This window comes from Streptosporangium sandarakinum (genome assembly GCF_013409935.1).
GTDB classification, from domain to species: Bacteria; Actinomycetota; Actinomycetes; order Streptosporangiales; family Streptosporangiaceae; genus Streptosporangium; species Streptosporangium nondiastaticum.
On the sequence record NZ_JACCCO010000001.1, the window covers coordinates 2754082 to 2768463 of the forward strand.

The following is a 14382-nucleotide window of genomic DNA, read 5'->3' on the forward strand; positions in this document are numbered from 1 at the left end:
CGGGGCGGTCCCGGGCCCGCCACCGGCGGGGCGCCCTGGATGTCCGGTGAGCGCCGTGCCTTCCCCGACCGCCAGGTCTGGCCCCCCGTGGCCCGGGAGGATTCGGGAGGCGCCTCCACGCAGCCGTTCCCCGCGGTCAGGTCGGCCCCGCTGCCCCGGTCCGCGCCGCCGCCCGGCCCGCTGGAGATCCCCGGGACCGCGCGCGGAGACCTCCCCGCGTCCCCCGCCCCCGCCGGGCGTCCGGCCCGCACCGCGCTCCGGGTCACCGCTGCGGTCCTGGCGCTGGCCGTGGCCGTGGCCGTCCCGACGTGGGACGGGTACATGACCTACAAAGACGCGCGGCCGGACGACCGTGTCCACACGTTCGCGGCCGGCCGGACCGCCACGTTCCAGCACGTCTCCTGGAAGGTGGCCGTGGAGGAGTCGGACGGCCTGCCCGGCGACCGCCCGCTGGAGCCGGACAGGCGGTGGCTGAGGATCAGGCTGACCCGGACCGCCCTGGACCCCGAGGGCGTGATCCGGCGCGGCATCCCCGACGTCGAGGTGCGCCACCCCGACGGCCGGTCCTGGATGGCGCAGATCACCGAGGACGACGTGCCCCTCACCGCCGCCGAGCACAGGGTCGGCACGCCGTACCACTACGACGTGCTCAGCCTGGTGCCCAGGGCCCTCGCCCGCGAGGTGTCGGTGTGCGTGCGCCCGAGCTCCTTCCGGACGATCGAGAACGAGTCCTTCGAGGACTCGATGAAGCGCACCGCGCGGGAGAGCGAGCTGAACGACAACGTCCTCTGCTTCAGGCGCTGACGGCCTCGCCGGTCTCCCTGGCGCGGGTGGCGGCGATGTCGAACGTCGCCGCCAGCAGGCAGATCGTCAGCGTGTCGACGACGAGGTCGCGCAGGACCGACGCGGCGGACCCCCACGCCACCCAGCTGAAGGGCTCCGAGTTGCCGATCAGCATCTTGACGCCCTGGGTGGCGTGGTCGGCGCCCACCCGGACGAGCACGTAGCACAGGCAGAACATGCCGAACAGCTCGGCGCCCCCGCGGGCGGCGAGCCGGAAGGCGTTCACCGGCGGCACCCAGCGCTCCCGGAACCCGGCCGTCATCCGCGTCATGGTGGAGCGGGTGAGGGAGTGGGTCCGCTCCATCCGTCCGGCCACGGCGTCCAGCCGGGTCCCCCGCACGACCGACCTCGTGTCCTCGGCGAACGCGCCGTAGACGAGCGCCGCGACCGTCAGCCAGGTCAGCGGCCCGAGCAGCGCGTCCACGACGTACGGCCAGACCTCCCCGATCCGGGCCGCGACCTCCTTCCAGCCCGGGACGCTCTCCTCCAGCCGCTTGACCTGGTCACCGAGCGCGTCGACGACCACCCGGTGGGACAGCCAGTCGGAGCGGGCCTGGACGAGGGTGAGCATCGCGTTGATGCCGTAGAACGCGAACGCCAGCTCGAAGAAGGCGGTCAGCATCCCGCTGCCCTTGACCCTGCCCTGCGTGTGCCACCAGCCGAAAAGCTCCCTGAGCAGGTAGGCGGCCACGGCGATGGCGATGGAGAGCCGGACGTCGAGGGCGATGAGGCCCGTCCCGGTGGTGGACTCCTCACCGGTGAGCGGCCGGAGCAGCAGGTCCTCACCCGCGTTATGGGTGCGGTCGAGGGCGACGAACTCCCTGGCGTCCTCGACGTGGAAGCTCCAGGCCAGGTAGATGGTGGCGAAGACCAGCGTGGCCCGATTGAGCGCGCCGAACAGGCTCTCGTCCGCCTCGTCTCCGGCCCGCCGTACCCGGATCTCCCGGAGCGCGCCGCGCACCGAGTGCAGCATGCCCACCGTGACCACGAGCTCGTTCAGCACGATCAACGTGAAGATCAGCATCGTGACGACGAGCCGCACCTGCCGGTGGTCGCCGTGGGAGACCTCGGTGCCCGCCCACATCAGGCCGGCGCGGACGGCCCGTCCCGCCGAGAACCACAGCACCAGCGAGGCGGCGCGGGACCCGAGTATCCGCAGCGCGTGAAGGGGCAGCGAGTACGCGGTGGGCGCGGCCGGGGCCCGGCCGGCGGTCCGCGGCGGCGTCGGGGCTGACGTCTGGGGCATGACAGGCGTTCCGGACACCCGACGAATCGTAGCGATCGGCGTCGCCGGCCGTACCGGACCCGCGTGCCCGCCCGGGACCCGAGCCCGGCGCCGGCCACGCGGGAGCCCGGCCCCCGGACGGCGCCCGAGCCGGAACGGGAGCCCGGCAGGCGTCCCCGCCGGGAACGCGAGAGGGCCGGCGCCCCCTCGCGGGGAACGCCGGCCCTCAGAGCCGTGACGCGGGCCGGACGGGCCGGCCGCCGGAACGGGTCCGGACGGTCAGACCGTCACGCTGAGCTGGGTCACCTCACCCAGGCGGGCCTGGGCGGGGATGTCCTTGGTGACGCCGCCGCCCGCGATGATGCGGACGGTCCAGTCGCCGGGGGCGGCGAAGAAGCGGAAGACGCCCTCGTCGGACACCACGACCTCACCGGTGAACTCGCCGGAGTGGTCCAGCAGGCGCGCGTAAGCGGTGCCGGCGCCGGAGACCACCCCCTGGATGACGGCCTGGGTCGAGAGGTCGATCCCGGCCGGAAGAGCAACAGTCTGCTCCGGAGCAGCGCATCCGTCAGTCATTATCGGGCCTCTCCCAGTTCGATCGGCACGCCCACGAGCGAGCCGTACTCGGTCCACGAACCGTCGTAGTTCTTGACGTCGGCCTGGTCGAGCAGCTCGTGCAGCACGAACCACGTGTGGGCCGAACGCTCGCCGATGCGGCAGTAAGCGATGGTGTTCTTGCCGAAGTCGACACCGGCGGCCTCGTAGAGGGCCTTCAGTTCCTCGTCGGACTTGAAGGTGCCGTCGTCGTTCGCCGCCTTCGACCAGGGGATGTTGCGCGCGGTCGGCACGTGGCCGGCGCGCTGCGCCTGCTCCTGCGGGAGGTGGGCGGGGGCGAGCAGCTTGCCGGTGAACTCGTCGGGCGAGCGCACGTCGACCAGGTTGAGCTTGCCGATCGCGGCGACGACGTCGTCACGGAAGGCACGGATGGAGCTGTCCTGCTCCTGGGCGCGGTACTGGGTGGCCGGACGCTCGGGGACGTCCTTGACCAGCTCGCGCGACTCCAGCTCCCACTTCTTGCGGCCGCCGTCGAGGAGCTTGACGTTCTCGTGGCCGTAGAGCTTGAAGTACCAGTAGGCGTAGGCCGCGAACCAGTTGTTGTTGCCGCCGTAGAGGACGACGGTGTCGTCGTTGGAGATCCCCCTGGCGGACAGCAGCGCCTCGAAGCCCTCGCGGTCGACGAAGTCGCGGCGGACCGGGTCCTGGAGGTCGGTCCTCCAGTCGATCCGCACGGCGCCCCGGATGTGACCCTTCTCGTATGCGCTGGTGTCCTCGTCGACCTCGACGAGGACGACACCGGGCGTGCCGAGGTTGGCCTCGACCCAGTCGGCGTCCACCAGTGTGGCGGAACGGCTCATGGCAATCCTCCGGAATTATCTTGCGGGCAGTGATCGGCGGATGATCAAAAACATCTCGCAGCCGAGGCAGAAGCCGAAGACGGCGTTGAGAAAGGCGGCGAAGAGGGCCGCGGCGGTGGCGCCGAGGGCCAGCGGCGTGATCCGTGTGATGTATCCGACCAGGGCCGCCAGGGCGAAGGCGAGGCCGACCCCCTGCGCGAAGCGCGGCGGGGCGGCGTCCTCCAGCACACTGGGCGGGCTCTTCACTATCCCTTTGAAGACCATCCCGTACGGCGACGCTCCGAAGACGCCCAGTCCGAAGACCACGGCCTGGGCGGCGAGCAGCCACGTGCTCCCCGTGATCAGGACGATCGCGAGAACGGCGGTCGTCACGGTCGCGGCGAAACGGAGTGCTCTGGGATCGACGTGCATCGCTCGATGCTCCCCAAGGGTGTGCGGATCGGCGCGGCGCGGGGGCCGCTTGAGATCGCCCTTAGGAAAAGCGACAGAGCGCGGTGGTCACGCGGCAGAAGTCGACCGCGCGCCGCTTCGTCAGCAGCTCTGTCGTCAGGATCATACGAACGACATTACCCCGACGTCCCGCCCTCTGTCACATCCCCGTCCAATTCGTGAGACATCCATGTTCGGCGGACGGGAGAGCCGTGGCTCGGAGGACCACGGTCAGGAGACCCCGGTTCGGAGGCCCCGGTTCAGTCGCCGACGGCGAGTCCCAGCGCCCCGATCACATCGGCCTTCCTGGGCTGCCCGGAGGCGCGTCTCACCACGCGGCCCGATCCGTCGAGAACCAGCACGGTGGGCGTGCGCAGGATGTTCAGCGCGCGGACGAGGTCGAGCCGCGCCTCGGCGTCGATCTCCACGTGCGCCACGCCGGGCACCATCCCGGCGACCTCGGCGAGGATCCGGCGGGTCGCCCGGCACGGCTGGCAGAAGGCGCTGGAGAACTGCACGAGCGTGGCCCGCTCCCCCAGCTCCGCCGCGAGCTGCTCGGACGTCAGGCGTCCCATGTCGCCTCTCCTCCCGCCTCCCGTGTCGCGCGGCACGGCGCGCCGCCGCAGCGCCACCCCGGTCAGCGTCGCCAGGGCGAGCGTGACGAGCAGCACCGCGAGTCCGGTCACGGAGCCGACAACGCGCCACCGGCGGCGGTCATTCCCGTCCGCCCGTCAAGAGGCACCGGCCGTCAGCGGGGGGCGAGGCGAAGCAGCACCCTGCCGCCGGCGACGACCTCGAACCGCTCGATGTCCTCGGGCCGGAGCGCCGTGGTCCCGGTGACCGCGCTCCCGGCGGAGACGCCGGGGCTGCCGTGGACGGCCCGGCCGACGGTCCACTCGGTGACCGTCCGGCGGACGCCGTCCGCGCCGACCGCCACCAGGCGGCAGCGGGTCCCGCCGGGCACCCCGGACACCGTGACCGTGACCGTGCTCGGCGCTCCGCCCCGCTCCGCGCCCGCCGACGCGGCCGGTCCCGCGCTCGGCTCGGCGCTCGGCCCGGCGCCCGCCGTCACCATCGCAGTGGCGTGGGCGGCGCCGTCGCGGCCCTCGAACTCGCGGCCCCGCGGGGCGTCCAGCAGGATCCTGACCTCGCCCTCGGGGTTCTCGGACGGCGCGGAGCGCTCCGGCGCGGCTTTGCCGTACCTCTGGAGGGTCCCGCTCCGGGAGGCTTCCGACCGGGACTGCGAGATCGCCGGGGCCGCGGCCGGATGGTCCGCGGCGGGCTGCCCGGCGGTCATCCACACCGTCCCGCCGATCCCGGCGACCACGACCGAGGCCGCCACGGCGAGCAGCGCCCGGGCCGTCCGGCGCTTCCTGGCCCTGTCGTCGTGCAGCCGCTCGCTGAGCAGCCGGTCGAGCACCACCCGGGGTGGGCTGACCGCCTGCGCCACGTCCTCCTCGGCGACCCGGCCGAGCAGGGCCGCCACCCCGCCCAGCTCCTCGGCCTCCGTCCGGCAGGCGGCGCACTCGGCGAGGTGCGCCTCCACGAGCACCCGTTCCTCGGGCTCCAGCGCCCCCAGCGCGTAGACGCCGAGCGACATCCGGACCTCGTCACACGTCATCATCATGGCGCGAGCCCCCGCTCCTCCAGCGCCAGCTTCAGCGCCCGAAGCGCGTAGTACGTGCGCGACTTCACCGTTCCGGCCGGCACGCCCAGCGTTTCGGCCGCCTCCTTGACCGACTTCCCCCGGTAGTAGACCTCGGCCAGCACCTCGCGGTGCTCCGGCCGCAGCGTGGCCACCGCCTCGGCGACGGCCCATGACTCGACGGCCCGCTCCAGCTCGTCGTCGGCGGGCAGTACGGCGAGCGCCTCATCCCCCGTCTCCGGGGGACGCGCCTTGCGCGCCCGATGCTGGTCGACGACGAGGTTGCGGGCCACCGTGAACAGCCACGCCCGGATGGGACGGCCGCTGAGCGCGTCGGGATGCCGCCAGGCCCGCAGAAGCGTCTCCTGCACGACATCCTCCGCTCTCCCCGGATCGCCCGTCAGCCGCAGGACGTAGCCGTAGAGTGGCCCGCCGTGTTCGTCGAAGAGCGCCCTGACGAGCTGCTCGTCGGCGGTTCCGGCTCGGCTCACACCCCCATGACGTACGGCGGGGCGGATCGGTTCGGACACCCCTCCAGTCGACCACGGAAAACGACCGGCTCCGGACGTCTCTCCGGTCGGCCATGGAAAACGACCGGTCCCGGACACACCGGCCCGTCCCGCACGACGGTTCCTCATGGCGGCCAGGCGCGGCGGCCCTGCGCGGTGGTCCTGCGCGGTGGTCCTGCGCGGTGGTCCTGCGCGGTGGTCCTGCGCGGCCGGGCGGGGAAGCGCAGCGGCCGGGCGGGGAAGCGCGGCGGCTCGCGGACCGGAGTCCGGCCGGGGCGGCCGGGTCAGCCCTGAAGGGGGACGTCCGTCGCCTCGCCGGAGATCCGCAGCCCCTCCGGCACGACGTTCACGCCCGTCACCTTGAGGTTGAACGGCAGGTTCCGGAGCGGGATCCGGTAGGAGATCGCCTTCTCGGCGTTCGGCACCGGGATGCCGCCGGCCAGGGTGACCTTCTCCGGGACGATCCGCAGCCCGTCCCCCTCGACCCCGATCCTCATCCGGGCCTCCGCGGCCACCTTCCGGCCCAGGACGGTCAGCTCGCCGTCCACCTTGAGGGCGTCGCCGTCCACCGCGACCTTGAACCCCTGCGGGGCCCTGCGGTTCAGCGTGTCCAGCGAGACGACCGCGGTCCCGGCGACCCGGTCGGCGCGGACCTTCGCCTTGCCGCCGTCGAGCACCAGGTCCCGCAGCGGGGCGGTGACCCCGTAGAGGGTGAAGTCGACGCCCGCCAGCCGGATGCCGGAGACCTCCAGGGCGCCGGTGGTGACCCGGACCTCGTCGTACCGCCCGGAGATCGCCTGGGTCAGGAAGGGAATGCCTTTGATGTCCACTTCGGGCGGGGAGGCGAGGTCGTACTCGGCGGTCGCCCGGGTGGCGATCTCCCGCTCCACCCCGGCGGCCGCGACCCGGTCGAGGACACCCACGAGAACGAGCAGCACAATCAGAAAAGCGACCAGCTTACGCATCCGACTCCCTGTCCGTCCCCGGTTCCGGCCCGAACGCCACGGCGGCGCCCCCGGGTAATTTCCCGGGAAACACCTCATCATTACCAGGTGTGCGACGTTTTCGGCCTCTTGTCGCCGGGGCGGAGTCCGGCCGTCACCCTCCGGCGAAGGGCGGGAGCACCTCCACCGTCGCCCCCTCGGGAAGCGCGACGGCGTCGTGCGCCCGCAGCCCCACCGGGTCACCGTTCACCAGGAACGACGACCTCCTGACGACCTGGGCGAGCGACTCGCGGCCCGCTGTGACATCCGCCACGAGATCGGCCAGGGTCTTCGCCTCGAAGGGCTCCTCGGCGACGCCGGCCGCGTCCTTCGCGGCGGCCCAGTAGCGGATCACACCTTTCGCCATCTTCTGACCAACTCCTTCGGAACACGTATGGTGACGACGTCGTCACGGGTAACTCACCGGATGTAACCGGTGTTCATCAGGTGGACGGCCGCTGGTTCCTTCGACCCCGTGGGCTATCCTCACCTACTACGGGACCTGGGCGACGTAGCCCCCGGGTCCTTTACGTGTTTGTACGGCTTTTCGCCGCACGACGCGGAAGGAGGCACTGTGAGCAATCTGCTGCTGCTCACCAACGCCCTTGAGCCCTCTGCGGAGGTGCTCCCGGCGCTGGGGTTGCTGCTGCATCCGGTCCGGGTCGCCCCCGCGGAGGCAACCGCCCTGATAGACGCGCCGCCCGCGGACACCGTGCTGCTCGACGCGCGCCGCGACCTCGTCCACGCCAAGAGCCTGTGCCGGCTGCTGCGGACCACCGGCATCACCTGCCCGCTCCTCGTGATCGTCACCGAGGGCGGGCTCGCGGCGATGACCGCCGAGTGGGGCGCCGACGACGTCGTCCTCAACACCGCCGGCCCCGCCGAGGTCGAGGCCCGGCTCCGGCTGGCCATGGGCCGGCTGAACCAGGCCGCCGCGGAGGAGGCCCCCGACGAGATCCGCAACGGTGACCTGACGATCGACGAGGCCACCTACACCGCCCGGCTCCGCGGCCGCGCGCTGGATCTGACCTTCAAGGAGTTCGAGCTCCTGAAGTATCTCGCCCAGCACCCAGGGCGGGTCTTCACCCGCGCCCAGCTCCTGCAGGAGGTCTGGGGTTACGACTACTTCGGCGGCACCCGGACCGTGGACGTCCACGTCCGGCGGTTGCGCGCCAAGCTCGGCGCCGAGTACGAGGCGCTGATCGGCACCGTGCGCAACGTAGGGTACCGCTTCGTCCCCGAGCGGGGCGAGGAGGCCACCGACAGACGCGAGCCCGCACGCAAGTAGCGGCGCACGCGCGAGGACCCTCGGAAAGCGAGGGCCGGGGCCCGCCCCACGGGCTCCCGGGCACGGCGACGGGCCGCACGCGGCGGGCCCGGGAGCCGGACCGCCCCCCGCGGGTTGCGGGAGGCGGCCGGTCGGGCTTCGCGCCGGGTCAGGGCGCGACGGTGATGTGGTTCGGGACCGGCGGCGCGATCGTCCCGGCCGTGGTCAGGTAGGCGGTGAAGGCGTCGATGTCGAGCGGGCCGCTCCACAGGTCGGTGCCGGCCGTGAAGCCCTGGAACGCGTCACCGCCGCCGACGAGGAAGTTGTTGGCGGCGACCCGGATCGTCTGGGTGTCGGTCACGGCGACGCCGTCGATCTTCATGTCGGAGACCTTCGAGCCCCACGGCGCGCTCGCGCTGTAGGTGTAGGTGAAGTTCGACGACGGCTGCAGGATCTTGGTGAACGGCTGGGCGTTGGGCCCGCCGGTGAACTGCTGCTCCAGGACGGTCTTGAGCTGGGCGCCGGTGAGCGTGACGACCTGCGTGAGGTTGTTGAACGGCTGCACCGCGAAGGCCTCGCCGTACGTCACGACCCCGTCGCCCTCGCCGGCGGGAGAGCTCGCGTAGGTGAGCTTTTCGCGCACGCCGCCCGGGTTCATCAGCGCGATCTGCGCGTTGCCGCCGGTCTTCGTCGCGGCGAGCTGGGCGTCGGCGATGAGGTTGCCCAGGGGCGACTCCCCGGACGGGGAGGCGGTGTTGGTGATGTCGGCGGTGATCTTCCCGATCGGCCTGTCGGCGATCTGCGAGACGCGGTCCTTCCACGTCTGGACGAACGTGGAGGTGTCCTCGTCCGGGTCCACGGTCCGGGTGACGACCTGGTTGTCGGCCGCGACCGTGGAGCGCACGACGTCACGGGTGCGGACGTCCACCTGGAAGTCCACCTTGGTGATCACCCGGCCGAACGAGGCGCCCTGGCTGAACAGGCGCTTGCCGCCCGCCGGGTCGGTCACCTGGCACAGGTACGCCTGGTGCGAGTGGCCGCTGAGGATCATGTCGATCTGGGGGTCCACCTGGGTGGCGATGCGGGTGCCCGCGCCCGGCTCGGCGCTGCACGAGTCGGGCGACTTGCCCACGGCGGCCTGGTCGCCCTCGTGCATCAGCACGACCTGCGCCTTGACGCCGACCAGCGACAGGAGTTTGGAGGCGACGTTGGCGGCCTTGACCTCGTCGATGAACCGCAGGTCCTTGATGCCCTCGGAGGTGACGATGCCGGGGGTGCTCTGGGTGACCAGGCCGATGAAGCCGATCGGCACGCCGTTCATCCAGCGGATGGCGACCGGGGGCAGGGCCGGAACGCCGTAGTCCTTCAGCAGGGCGCGCAGTGCGGCCGCGTTCTTCGGATCACCGAAGGCGGCGAGCGCCTGCTTCTCGGCGGTCCCGGTGGGCTGCTTGAACAGGACGTTGGCGCCGAGGTAGTCGTACCGCGCGCCCTTCCACTGCCCGGCGGGCGAGCAGCCGTCCACCGGGTGGCAGCCGCCGTACATGATGCGCCGCAGCTCGCCGTACCCCTCGTCGAACTCGTGGTTGCCGACGGCCGAGGCGGTGACGCCGAGCCTGCCGAGGAACTCCACCGACGGCTCGTCGTGGTAGGCGGCGGAGATCAGGGGGCTGGCGCCGATCAGGTCGCCCTGGGCGACCTTCAGCGTGTTCTTGTCCGTCATCTGCGCCATGTGGGTGGCGATGTAGGCGGCGCCACCGGCGTAGACGGTGGCGCCCGTCTCGTCGACCATCCGGCCGGAGGACCCGGTCGAGGCCTCCAGGTTGCCGTGGAAGTCGTTGAGGGCGAGCAGACGGACCGGCACCGTCTTGGCGGACCGGTCGACCGCCTGGGCCGGCCCCACCGCGAGGGCGAGGCCGCTGCCGGCGAGGGCACCGGCGAGGGCCAGCCGCTTGAGGGAGCGAGACATCATGACCCACGACCCTAAAACGGCAATCTATGTAAACAATGTCCAGGAGGTAACGATTCACCCCGCCGGAAGGGGGTGATTCAGCCGGTCCGGACAACCTTCGCATCCCGGGCTCCGCCTAGAGTCCAGAGCATGAACGTGCGTGTGGAACAGCGAGGAAGGCTCGGCGAGGCGGAGGTGGCCGCCGTCATGGAGGTGGTCACGGCCGCCACGGAGGCCGACGGTGTCAGGCCGCTCAACGAACACGTGATGCTCCATCTCCGCTACGGCGGCGACGACCGGGCGGGAGCCGTGCTCCTCTACGACGGGGACGCCCTCGCGGGCTACGCCCACGTCGATCCGACCGACCCGGTCGAGGGGCCGAGCGGGGAGTTGGTGATCCATCCGGCGTTCCGTCGGCGCGGCCACGGACGGCGCCTGCTCGCGGCCGTGCTGGAGCGGACCGGGGGACGGCTGCGTCTGTGGGCGCACGGCGGGCACCCGGGGGCCGAGGCGCTGGCCACGTCGGCGGGGTTCGGCAGGGTCAGGTCGTTGTGGCAGATGCGCCGCCCGCTGACCGATCCCCTCCCCTCTTTCGAACTGCCCGCGGGCGTACGGCTGCGCACGTTCGAGCCCGGCTCCCCGGACGAGGAGGCGTGGGTCGCCCTCAACGCGAAGGCGTTCGCCCACCACCCCGAGCAGGGCGCGTGGACGCTCGACGACCTGCGGCGGCGCGAGCGTGAGCCGTGGTTCGACCCGGCGGGCTTCTTCCTCGCCGAGCGGGCGGCCGAGGAGCCGCCGGGCGGGGAGGCCGGCGCGCCGTACGGCGGAGCGGCCGACGAGCCGTACGGCGGGGCGGCCGGTGGGCGTGCCGGGGGCGGGCGACTGGTCGGCTTCCACTGGACCAAGGTGCACGGCGACGGCGACCACGCGCACGACCCGATCGGGGAGGTGTACGTGGTCGGCGTGGACCCGGACGAACAGGGCGGCGGGCTGGGCAGGGCGCTCACCCTGGCGGGCCTCGCCCACCTGCGCTCCCGAGGCCTTTCGCAGGTCATGCTGTACGCCGACGAGAGCAACGTCGCCGCGGTCCGCCTCTACGAGAAGCTGGGCTTCACCCGGTGGGACGTCGACGTCATGTACCGCAGGTAGGACGCACCGTCCGGCCCCGGAGACCGTGAAGACCGGGAAGGCGGCGGAGACGGCGGAGCGCCGGCCGGGGAAGTCCCCGACCGGCGCTCCGTTCGACCGCTCGATTCGCTACTCGACCAGCCAGTGGACCGCGAAGTAGCACACCGCGGCGACGGCCGCGGCGGCGGGGATCGTGAGGATCCAGCCCATCACGATGTTGCCCGCGACGCCCCACCGCACCGCCGACAGGCGCTTGGTGGCGCCCACACCCATGATCGCGCTGGTGACCGTGTGCGTGGTGGAGATGGGGGCGCCGAAGCCGATGGCCGCGGTGTAGAGGACGGAGGCCGCGGCGGCCTCGGCGGCGAAGCCCTGCGGGGGCGTGAGCGCGATGATCCGGCGGCCGAGCGTCCGCATGATCCGCCAGCCGCCGGCGTAGGTGCCCAGCGAGATGGCGGCCGCAGCCGAGAGGATCACCCACTGGGGGATCGCGTCACCCTCGTGCTGGAACCCGCCGACGACGAGCGCCAGGAAGATGACTCCCATGGTCTTCTGCGCGTCCTGCAGGCCGTGGCCCAGGGCCATGGCCGCGGCCGAGACGGTCTGGGCGTGCCGGAAGCCCCGGTTCGTCTTGGCCGGCTGGGAACGGCGGAAGCCCCAGAGGATGGCGATCATGACGATCGCCGCCAGGACGAAGCCGATCAGCGGCGACAGGATCATCGGGATGACGACCTTCTCGATCACGCCGTCCCAGTGGACGACGCTCGACGAGGCCAGGGCCGAGCCGACGAGGCCGCCGATCAGCGCGTGGCTGCTCGACGAGGGCAGGCCGAAGTACCAGGTGATGAGGTTCCAGGAGATCGCCCCGACCAGCGCGGACACCACGATCACCAGACCGTGGACCCCTTTGGGGGCGTCGATGATGCCTTTGCCGACCGTCGCCGCCACCTGTGTGCCCAGGTGGGCGCCCAGGAAGTTCATGGCGGCGGCCATGAACAGGGCGGCCCGGGGCGTCAGCGCGCGGGTCGAGACCGAGGTCGCGATCGCGTTCGCGGCGTCATGGAAGCCGTTGGTGTAGTCGAACGCCAGCGCCACGGCGACCACGCCGATGACGAGTACGAGCGTGAGGTCCACTTAGCTTTCCTTGACCGCGATCGACTCGATCGTGTTCGCCACGTGCTCGAAGGCGTCGGCGGCCATCTCCAGCTGGTCGATGACCTCCTTCATCTTGAGAACGGTCAGCGCGTCGTACTCCCCGCCGAACAGCTTGGCGAGCAGGCGCCGGTAGACCTGGTCGGCCTGGTTCTCCAGACGGTTGATCTCGATCCAGTACTCGTTGAGGTTCCGCATCGAACGCAGCCGCGGCATGGCCTCCGCGGTCAGCTCGGCGGCGCGCTCCAGGACTTCCACCTGGCGGACGACCTCTTTGGGGAGGTGGTCGATCTGGTACAGGCCGATGAGGTCGGCGGCGGCCTCCATGTAGTCCATCACGTCGTCGAGGTTCGACGCGAGACGGTAGATGTCCTCGCGGTCGAAGGGCGTGATGAAGCTCTCGTTGAGCCGGTTCATGATCGCGTGAGTGCGCTCGTCACCGGCGTGCTCACAGGCACGCATCTTCTCGGCCAGGGCGTCCCTGTCCGATCCGTCGCTGATGATCTCGACCAGTAGACGGGACGCTGTGACGAGGTTGTTCGCCGAGTCGGCGAACAAGTCGTAGTAGCTGTCCTCACTAGGCGTGAGACGCAGGCGCACGTCGTTCTCCAGATGTGCGGGGATGGTCCGCAGAGAAGGGTACGGGTTACCAGCGGAAATCCGAACTTCACCCAGTAGACGCCTACTCTTCCAACTGCCGCTGCCCGGTGTATACCTGGCGGCACCCTTCCGGAGGAAGCCTTGGGCTCATCTTTCCGATGACCGTTTTGCTGGTTTTGGGCCATATTACGCCGAGCCGGGGCCGGCAAGAAGGACCGCCAGCTGTGGCTTGACCCGCCCGTCACGCTTTCTTCTCCCCGGGCACGCCCTCCCCCGCCCCTCGCGCGCGGGCAAGCCCTTTCACCTGCGATGACAGGGCCCCGGCCATCCAGGGGTTTCGGACGGCGACCGTGATTTCGGTCACTCCGCCACTCGAATACCTCGTTCCCCGCCAGACCGAGTGGATCTTTTTGGCCCCATGTTCATCTGATATTCACTTTGCGTTCACTTTCCAGGGGCTTCGCCGTACCGCCGCCTCCCGCGGGCCACCCGGCCCTGGCCGGGCCGGCGGTCGGGCGGCCCGGTACGGGCCGGCGGTCGGGCGGCCCCGATCGGGCCGGCGGTCCGGGTGCCTCGGTCCGGGTCGAGCAGGCTGGGCGGCCCGGCTCGGCTCGGCGGACGGCCCCGGTCCGGGTCGCTCAGATCGTGGTCCGGTGGAAGTTCAGATAGGAGCGGCTCGGTGTCGGCCCCCGCTGCCCCTGGTAACGCGAGCCGTACCGCTCCGAGCCGTACGGATGCGCGGCGGGCGAGCTGAGCCGGAACATGCACAGCTGACCGATCTTCATCCCCGGCCAGAGCTTGATCGGCAGCGTCGCGACGTTGGAGAGCTCCAGGGTCACGTGGCCGCTGAAGCCGGGGTCGATGAAGCCGGCGGTGGAATGGGTGAGCAGACCGAGCCTGCCCAGCGAGCTCTTGCCCTCCAGCCGCGAGGCGATGTCGTCCGGGAGGCTGACGACCTCGTAGGTGCTGGCGAGGACGAACTCCCCCGGGTGCAGGACGAACGGCTCGTCGCCGTCCGGCTCGATCAGCCGGGTGAGGCCGGGCTGCTCGACCGCCGGGTCGATGTGCGGGTAACGGTGGTTCTCGAAGACCCTGAAGTAACGGTCCAGGCGCACGTCGATGCTGGACGGCTGGATCATCTCGGGGTCGAAGGGATCGAGCTTGACCCTGCCAGATTCGATCTCTGCGGCGATGTCACGGTCGGAAAGCAGCACGTGAGGCAACCTACCAACGCCACG

Annotated in this window: 17 protein-coding genes; 3 read left to right on the plus strand and 14 right to left on the minus strand. The window is 71.4% G+C overall.

Features of this window, described 5'->3' with window-relative positions:
* Positions 1-39 precede the first annotated feature (39 nt).
* Positions 40-804 (plus strand): hypothetical protein, encoded by a 765-nt coding sequence (locus HDA43_RS12180; RefSeq protein WP_179819912.1) that lies wholly within the window; start codon positions 40-42, stop codon positions 802-804.
* On the opposite strand, the gene HDA43_RS12185 is transcribed toward HDA43_RS12180, so the two are convergent.
* The 10 genes from HDA43_RS12185 to HDA43_RS12225 all read right to left on the minus strand — a co-directional run bounded on the left by HDA43_RS12185 (position 794) and on the right by HDA43_RS12225 (position 7416).
* Positions 794-2107, minus strand: coding sequence for a hypothetical protein (locus HDA43_RS12185; protein ID WP_179819914.1), 1314 nt, complete (start codon positions 2105-2107; stop codon positions 794-796). The genes HDA43_RS12180 and HDA43_RS12185 overlap by 11 nt on opposite strands.
* 240 nt (positions 2108-2347) lie before the next feature.
* Positions 2348-2644, minus strand: a complete 297-nt coding sequence (locus HDA43_RS12190; protein ID WP_179819916.1) for a DUF1416 domain-containing protein — start codon at positions 2642-2644, stop codon at positions 2348-2350.
* Positions 2644-3483 carry a sulfurtransferase gene (locus tag HDA43_RS12195; RefSeq protein WP_179819918.1) on the minus strand — a complete coding sequence of 280 codons (840 nt, stop codon included), beginning with the start codon at positions 3481-3483 and terminating at the stop codon, positions 2644-2646. The genes HDA43_RS12190 and HDA43_RS12195 overlap by 1 nt, the downstream gene beginning before the upstream one ends.
* Before the next feature lie 15 nt (positions 3484-3498).
* Positions 3499-3894, minus strand: coding sequence for a DUF4395 domain-containing protein (locus tag HDA43_RS12200; protein ID WP_179819920.1), 396 nt, complete (start codon positions 3892-3894; stop codon positions 3499-3501).
* A gap of 61 nt (positions 3895-3955) precedes the next feature.
* The gene (locus tag HDA43_RS36665) at positions 3956-4039 is read right to left on the minus strand and encodes a putative leader peptide (protein ID WP_355638486.1); all 84 of its coding nucleotides are present in this window, start codon (positions 4037-4039) and stop codon (positions 3956-3958) included.
* 133 nt (positions 4040-4172) lie between these two features.
* The gene (locus HDA43_RS12205; RefSeq protein ID WP_179819922.1) at positions 4173-4598 is read right to left on the minus strand and encodes a thioredoxin family protein; all 426 of its coding nucleotides are present in this window, start codon (positions 4596-4598) and stop codon (positions 4173-4175) included.
* Between the two features lie 62 nt (positions 4599-4660).
* Positions 4661-5539, minus strand: coding sequence for an anti-sigma factor family protein (locus tag HDA43_RS12210; RefSeq protein WP_179819924.1), 879 nt, complete (start codon positions 5537-5539; stop codon positions 4661-4663).
* Complete coding sequence (locus HDA43_RS12215; protein ID WP_179819927.1) at positions 5536-6048, minus strand: sigma-70 family RNA polymerase sigma factor; 513 nt, start codon at positions 6046-6048, stop codon at positions 5536-5538. The genes HDA43_RS12210 and HDA43_RS12215 overlap by 4 nt, the downstream gene beginning before the upstream one ends.
* A 302-nt stretch (positions 6049-6350) precedes the next feature.
* The gene (locus tag HDA43_RS12220; protein ID WP_179819929.1) at positions 6351-7031 is read right to left on the minus strand and encodes an LmeA family phospholipid-binding protein; all 681 of its coding nucleotides are present in this window, start codon (positions 7029-7031) and stop codon (positions 6351-6353) included.
* Positions 7032-7164: 133 nt separating this feature from the next.
* Positions 7165-7416: a MoaD/ThiS family protein gene (locus HDA43_RS12225; protein WP_179819931.1), complete on the minus strand. Its 252-nt coding sequence runs from the start codon at positions 7414-7416 to the stop codon at positions 7165-7167.
* 207 nt (positions 7417-7623) lie between these two features.
* Here HDA43_RS12225 and HDA43_RS12230 point away from each other — a divergent pair, with 207 nt between their 5' ends.
* Positions 7624-8337, plus strand: a complete 714-nt coding sequence (locus HDA43_RS12230) for a winged helix-turn-helix transcriptional regulator (protein WP_179819934.1) — start codon at positions 7624-7626, stop codon at positions 8335-8337.
* A 148-nt stretch (positions 8338-8485) separates the two neighbouring features.
* Here the strand turns inward: HDA43_RS12230 and HDA43_RS12235 are convergent, their stop codons facing one another.
* Complete coding sequence (locus HDA43_RS12235; RefSeq protein ID WP_179819936.1) at positions 8486-10285, minus strand: bifunctional metallophosphatase/5'-nucleotidase; 1800 nt, start codon at positions 10283-10285, stop codon at positions 8486-8488.
* A 129-nt stretch (positions 10286-10414) separates the two neighbouring features.
* Between HDA43_RS12235 and mshD the strand changes: the two genes are divergently transcribed.
* Entirely contained in the window at positions 10415-11413 is a 999-nt protein-coding gene (gene mshD, locus HDA43_RS12240) for a mycothiol synthase (RefSeq protein ID WP_179819938.1), read from the plus strand.
* 108 nt (positions 11414-11521) lie between these two features.
* On the opposite strand, the gene HDA43_RS12245 is transcribed toward mshD, so the two are convergent.
* The 3 genes from HDA43_RS12245 to dcd all read right to left on the minus strand — a co-directional run bounded on the left by HDA43_RS12245 (position 11522) and on the right by dcd (position 14358).
* Positions 11522-12526 carry an inorganic phosphate transporter gene (locus HDA43_RS12245; RefSeq protein ID WP_179819940.1) on the minus strand — a complete coding sequence of 335 codons (1005 nt, stop codon included), beginning with the start codon at positions 12524-12526 and terminating at the stop codon, positions 11522-11524.
* The gene (locus tag HDA43_RS12250) at positions 12527-13144 is read right to left on the minus strand and encodes a DUF47 domain-containing protein (protein ID WP_179819942.1); all 618 of its coding nucleotides are present in this window, start codon (positions 13142-13144) and stop codon (positions 12527-12529) included.
* 638 nt (positions 13145-13782) lie between these two features.
* Complete coding sequence (gene dcd, locus HDA43_RS12255) at positions 13783-14358, minus strand: dCTP deaminase (RefSeq protein WP_179819944.1); 576 nt, start codon at positions 14356-14358, stop codon at positions 13783-13785.
* Positions 14359-14382: the final 24 nt, after the last annotated feature.